General features: G+C 69.8%; 6 protein-coding genes. 3 read left to right on the top strand and 3 right to left on the bottom strand.

The genetic code is table 11. From position 1 onward, the window contains the following. Positions 1–138: 138 nt before the first annotated feature. Entirely contained in the window at positions 139–1800 is a 1662-nt protein-coding gene (gene recN / locus ACXJKH_RS13505) for a DNA repair protein RecN (RefSeq protein ID WP_457319990.1), read from the top strand. A 166-nt stretch (positions 1801–1966) separates the two neighbouring features. Here the strand turns inward: recN and ACXJKH_RS13500 are convergent, their stop codons facing one another. Continuing rightward, a complete protein-coding gene (locus tag ACXJKH_RS13500; protein ID WP_457319988.1) occupies positions 1967–2884 on the bottom strand; it encodes a LysR family transcriptional regulator in 918 nt (305 codons plus the stop codon). Between the two features lie 96 nt (positions 2885–2980). Between ACXJKH_RS13500 and ACXJKH_RS13495 the strand changes: the two genes are divergently transcribed. Continuing rightward, a complete protein-coding gene (locus ACXJKH_RS13495) occupies positions 2981–4228 on the top strand; it encodes an SGNH/GDSL hydrolase family protein (RefSeq protein ID WP_457319986.1) in 1248 nt (415 codons plus the stop codon). An 84-nt stretch (positions 4229–4312) separates the two neighbouring features. Here ACXJKH_RS13495 and fur read toward each other — a convergent pair whose 3' ends face one another. Beyond that, the gene (gene fur / locus ACXJKH_RS13490) at positions 4313–4729 is read right to left on the bottom strand and encodes a ferric iron uptake transcriptional regulator (RefSeq protein WP_312239326.1); all 417 of its coding nucleotides are present in this window, start codon (positions 4727–4729) and stop codon (positions 4313–4315) included. A gap of 103 nt (positions 4730–4832) precedes the next feature. Between fur and ACXJKH_RS13485 the strand changes: the two genes are divergently transcribed. Next, a complete protein-coding gene (locus ACXJKH_RS13485) occupies positions 4833–5228 on the top strand; it encodes an outer membrane protein assembly factor BamE (protein ID WP_256774019.1) in 396 nt (131 codons plus the stop codon). 17 nt (positions 5229–5245) lie between these two features. Here ACXJKH_RS13485 and ACXJKH_RS13480 read toward each other — a convergent pair. After that, a partial coding sequence (locus ACXJKH_RS13480; RefSeq protein ID WP_457319983.1) for an RnfH family protein occupies positions 5246–5506 on the bottom strand: 261 nt, incomplete at its 5' end.

The following is a 5506-nucleotide window of genomic DNA, read 5'->3' as shown; positions in this document are numbered from 1 at the left end:
GAATCAGCCTGTGAGACGCAACACTAGATAATGGCGATGGGGCCCGTTGGCAAGCCATCGGTACATCACGATTGATATCCGCGCATTGGAGCCGCCCCTCACCCATGCTAGCGTTGCGCGGCTCGAGAACAGACAACCATGCTCAAACATCTATCGATCAAGGATTTTGCCGTCGTCCGCGCTACCGAACTCGAATTCGGGCCGGGCATGACCGTGGTTTCCGGCGAGACCGGCGCGGGCAAGTCGCTGATGGTCGACGCGCTGGGCTTCCTGTCCGGCCTGCGCGCCGACAGCGGCGTGGTCCGCCACGGCGCCGCCCGCGCGGAACTGTCGGCCGAATTCGCCCCCGGCGAAGACGCCCCGGCGCGGCGCTGGCTGCGCGAGAATGAACTGGACGACGAGGACCAGTGCCAGCTGCGCCGGATCATCCGTGCCGACGGCGGCTCGCGCGCCTGGATCAACGGGCGCCCGGTCACCCTCACCCAGCTGACCGAGCTGGCGTCCACGCTGGTGGAAATCCATGGCCAGCACGAACAGCAGGCGCTGCTCGCGCGGCCCTCGCAGCTGGCCCTGCTGGACGCGTTCGCGCGCAACGAGACCGAGCGCGGCCAGGTCCGCCAGGCCGCCGCACGCTGGCAGGCGCTGGTGGACGAGGCCGAATCGCTGTCGCGCCAGGGCGATGTCAGCGACCGCATCGGCTACCTGGAACACCAGTTGGGCGAGCTGCAGCGCGAGGATCTGGAACCGGCCTCGATCGCCCAGCTGGGCAGCAGCCACCGCCGCCAGGCCCACGCCAGCGCGCTGATCGCCGCCTGCGACGTGGCCGTGGCGCGCCTGAACGGCGATGAAGACACCTCCGCGCTGCAGCTGCTGCAGCAGACCCGCCACGAGCTGGCGCGGGTGGCCGAACACGATCCGCGCCTGGGCGAGGTCGATGCCCTGCTCGACAGCGCCGCCATCCAGCTGGACGAGGCACTGGCGCTGCTGGACCGCGTCCACGACGACCTGGACGCCGACCCGGAACAGTTCGAGGACATCGAGCGCCGGCTTGGTCGCCTGCACGACCTGGCGCGCAAGCACCGGGTGCCGATGGAAGCGCTGGGCGAGCACCGCGACGCGATGGAAGCAGAGGTCGAGCAGCTGCGCGGCGCCGACACCCGGCTGCAGGCGCTGGCCGGCGAGATCGATCGCGCCGCCGGCCAGTGGCAGACCGTGGCCGAGGTGCTGAGCAAGAGCCGCCGCGAGGCCGCCAAGGCGCTGTCGGACACCACCACCACCCTGATCGGCGAGCTGGGCATGGGCGGCGGGCAGTTCCTGATCGACCTCGAGCCGCAGACCGTGGTCAAGCCGGACCCGAACGGCGCCGAGCGGGTCGAGTTCCTGGTCGCCGCCAATGCAGGGCAGCCGCCGCGCGCCCTGCGCAAGGTCGCCTCCGGCGGTGAACTGTCACGTATTTCGCTGGCCATCGAGGTGGCCGCGCTGGGCCTGGACGCGGTGCCGACCATGGTCTTCGACGAAGTCGATTCGGGCATCGGCGGCGCGGTGGCCGACATCGTCGGGCACAAGCTGCGCGCCCTCGGCGAGAAGCGCCAGGTGTTGTGCGTCACCCACTTGCCGCAGGTCGCGTCCAAAGGCCACGCGCATTACCGGGTCAGCAAGGCGCCGGTGGACGGCATGACCCAGAGCGCGGTGGAGAAGCTGGACCCCAAGGCCCGCGAGGAAGAACTTGCCCGGATGCTGGGCGGGGTGGAAGTCAGCAAGGAAGCCCGCGCGGCCGCCCGCAAGCTGCTGCAGGTTTGAGGGCAGGTACCGACCCACGGTCGGTACCCGCCGCTGGCCGGTTCCGCACGCCCCCCAACATACCTCGCGTAATGCGCAGGCCGCCGGCCGGGTCCGGATACACCCGACGCACCGCGGGTCTCGTCGGACGCTGGCTGGCGCCTTGCGTTGCCGCGCCCCGCGGCCATTACCCCAACGGGCGGGACAGATCCACCCGTTCCACCAGGAAATCCAGCAACGCGCGCACCCGCAGCGGCAGGTAACCGCCCTGCCCTTGGAACACCGCGTGCACCTCTTCCAGATCGCCCGGGTTGGCGTGCTCCAACACCGGTAGGAGCCGCCCGGCGGCGATGTCGTCCTGAACCTGGAACGCCGCCAGCCGCGCCATCCCCACCCCGCCCAGCACCAGCCGCCGCAACGCCTCGCCGTCGCTGGCCCGTGCACTGCCCTGGGTGGCTACCACCCGCCGCTGCCCGTCCACCATCAGCGGCCATCCGGACTGCGCGCGCGGGTGGCCGATATCGAGCCGGTTGTGCGCCAGCAGTGCATCGGCCGTCGCCGGCAGGCCGTGGCGGAGGGCATACGCCGGTGCCGCCACGATCACCATCGGCGTCGCCCCCAGCAGCCGCGCCACCAGGCGGGAATTCTTCAGCGGCCCGGCGCGCACGGCCACGTCGGTGCGCTGCTCCAGCAGATCGATCACCTCGTCGGTCAGCACCAGATCCACGCCCACCTGCGGATGCCGGGCGAGGAAGTCCGGCAACAGCGGCAGCAGGAAGTGGTGCCCGAACGGCACATTGGCATTCACCCGCAGTCGCCCGCGCGGCTCGGCATGGGCACTGGCGCAGCGCTCGGCCTCGTCCAGGTCGGCCAGCACCCGCAGCCCCCGCTCGTAGAAGGTGCAGCCCTCCGGCGTGAGCTGCAACTGGCGGGTCGAGCGTTGCAGCAGGCGCGCGCCCAGCCGCTGCTCCAGCCGCGACACCAGCTTGCTGACCGCCGACGGGCTCAGCTCCAGCGAGCGCGCCGCCGCCGAGAAACCGCCGGTTTCGATGACCCGGACGAACACTTCCAGTTCGCCGGAACGGTTGATATCGGTGCCTGCCATGGGATGAATCCAGTTCACAGATGATTGTCCGCACGCAGTCTAGTTCACAGATGCGGCGCGGATCACCATGGCCGTCCCCACCCGACGGATCGCCCGATGAATGCACTCACCCGCCTTGCCGCCACGGCCCTGCTTACTGCCACCACCACCGTAGCCGCAGCGCCTCCCGCCCGCTGGGTGGCCAGCTGGCAGGCCAGCCCGCAGCCCGTGTGGGGCGCGGATTTTCTGTTCCCCACAGGCATTCCCGCGCAGTTGGACGCACAGACCGTCCGCCAGACCGCGCGCCTGAGCCTCGGCGGGAATCAGCTACGGGTGCGCCTGAGCAATGCCTACGGCGACCAGCCGGTCCGGATCAGCGCCGCGAGCGTTGCCGCCGCGCCCGGACAGGTGCCGATGGCCCTCGCCTTCGATGGCCAGGCCGAGGTGGTCATCGCCCCCGGCCAGGAGCGCCTGAGTGACCCGCTTGGGCTGGTCACCAGCGCCCTGCAGGCCGTACAGGTCAGCGTGTACATCCCGGATCGGCTGCGCCTGCGCACCTTCCATTGGGATGGCCGGCAAACCGCGCTGATCGGCTCCGGCGACCAGACCCGCGCGCCGGTGCTGGCGCCCACCTCGACCACCACCGCGCGCCTGTTCCTGACCGGCATCGAGGTCCAGGCCGGCGCCACCGCACGCAGCGTGGTGGTGATCGGCGACTCGATCACCGATGGCGCCACCGCCAGCCTGGACCGCGACCAGCGCTGGACCGATCACCTGGCGGCGCGGCTGGCGCCACGCGGCGTGGCCGTCGTCAATGCCGGCATCTCCGGCGGCCGGCTGTTGCGCGATGGCATGGGTGACGCGGCCGTCTCCCGCGTCCAGCGCGACGCGCTCGACCCGTCCGGCGTGGCCAGCGTGATCGCGCTGATCGGCATCAACGACATCGCCTGGCCCGGCACCGCCTTCGCCCGCGGACAGGTGGCGCCGACGCTGGCCGAGCTGCAGGCCGGCTACCGGCACCTGGTCGAGCGCGCACATGCCCGCGGCGTACGCATCCTCGGCGCCACCCTGCCGCCGTTCGCCGGTGCCCTCCCCGGCACCCCGCTGGACGACTACTACCAGCCGGACAAGGACGCCCTGCGCCACCAGCTCAACGCCTGGCTACGCAACGACGGCCCGTTCGATGCGGTGATCGATCTTGACGCGGCCCTGCGCGATCCCTGCCATCCCGAGCGGCTGGCACCTGCCTTCGATTCCGGCGATCACCTGCACCCGGGCGATGCCGGCAACCGGGCAATGGCCGACGCGGTGGACTTGGACGCTCTGCTCCCGGACGTTGCACCCGTCACCGCCACCGCGCGCTGAAACGCAAAAACCCCGGGCCAGGGCCCGGGGTCCGGTGAAGCGCGGTGCGGGTCGGCGGCGGCCTGACGACCGGCCGCCGGGCCATTACCGACGCTTCTTGCGTACGTACAGGACGAGCGAGTGCTCTTCCAGCTCGTAGCCGTGTTCGGTGGCGATCTTGCGCTGAAGTTCTTCGATCTCGTGGCTTTCGAACTCGATGATCTTGCCGGTGTCCACGTCGACCATATGGTCGTGGTGGCCGCCGCGATCAAGTTCATAGACGGCCTGCCCGCCTTCGAAGTTGTGCTTCAGCACCAGGCCGGCGGCCTCGAACTGGGTCAGCACGCGATACACCGTGGCCAGCCCGATCTCGTCGCCGTGCTCCAGGAGCTGGCGGTAGATGTCTTCGGCGGTCATGTGGTGCTGGTGGTTCTGGGCATTGCGCTGTTCGAGCAACGCCAGGATCCGCATCCGCGGATGGGTCACCTTCAGGCCGACTTTGCGCAGGTCGTGGGTTTCCATAGTTCTCCGTTCATTGGCGATTTAGCGCCAGCTGCCTCGGATTGGGTCGCGGCGACGCGTCGTGAGTGTATCATCGACTGGATTTCCCCAAACGCCCTTTCCGATGCGCAAACTCCTGCTGGTCGCCGCCGTTGCCCTGTCCACCACGGGCTGCGGCATCATCTATAAGCAACCCATCTATCAGGGCAACCTGATCCGGGAGCAGGCCGTCGGTCAGCTGCAGGCGGGCCAGAGCAAGCAGCAGGTCACCGCGCTGCTCGGCACCCCCTCGATCCCGGACCCGTTCCACGCCCAGCGCTGGGATTACACCGCCAGCCAGCGCGTGAACCGCCTCGGCCAGACCGAAGTGAAGAACTTCACCGTCTACTTCGAGAACGATGTGGTTACCCGTTGGGAGGGCGAGTACTTCGCCAACAACGACGCCGACCTGGCCAAGACCACGGTGCGCCAGTTCGGCCGCAACCTGGCCAAGGACAAGAAGAAGCGCGGCGGCCGCTGAGGCCACCGCCACGTTCTTCAGCTGCCGGCGCGGGCGCGTCGGCGGCGGTTGTCCTTCGGATCGGCCAGCAACGGGCGCAGCAGCTCGACCCGGTCCCCATCGCACAGCGTCTGGGTGGGCCTGGCCAGCAGCCCATGCACGGCCACGGCCGGGCACTGCTCACTGCCCTCCAGCGCGGCGGCGGCAATGGCGTCGGCCACCGTGGCGGTATCGGGCAACTGCAGCTGGCGTGATGCCACCCGATCCGGCCAGGCCAGCACCACTTCCACTGCGATCAC

Source organism: Stenotrophomonas sp. P5_B8 (assembly GCF_054049855.1).
Note: the sequence above shows the minus strand (reverse complement) of the source record. Positions and strands in the feature narration are given on the sequence as shown.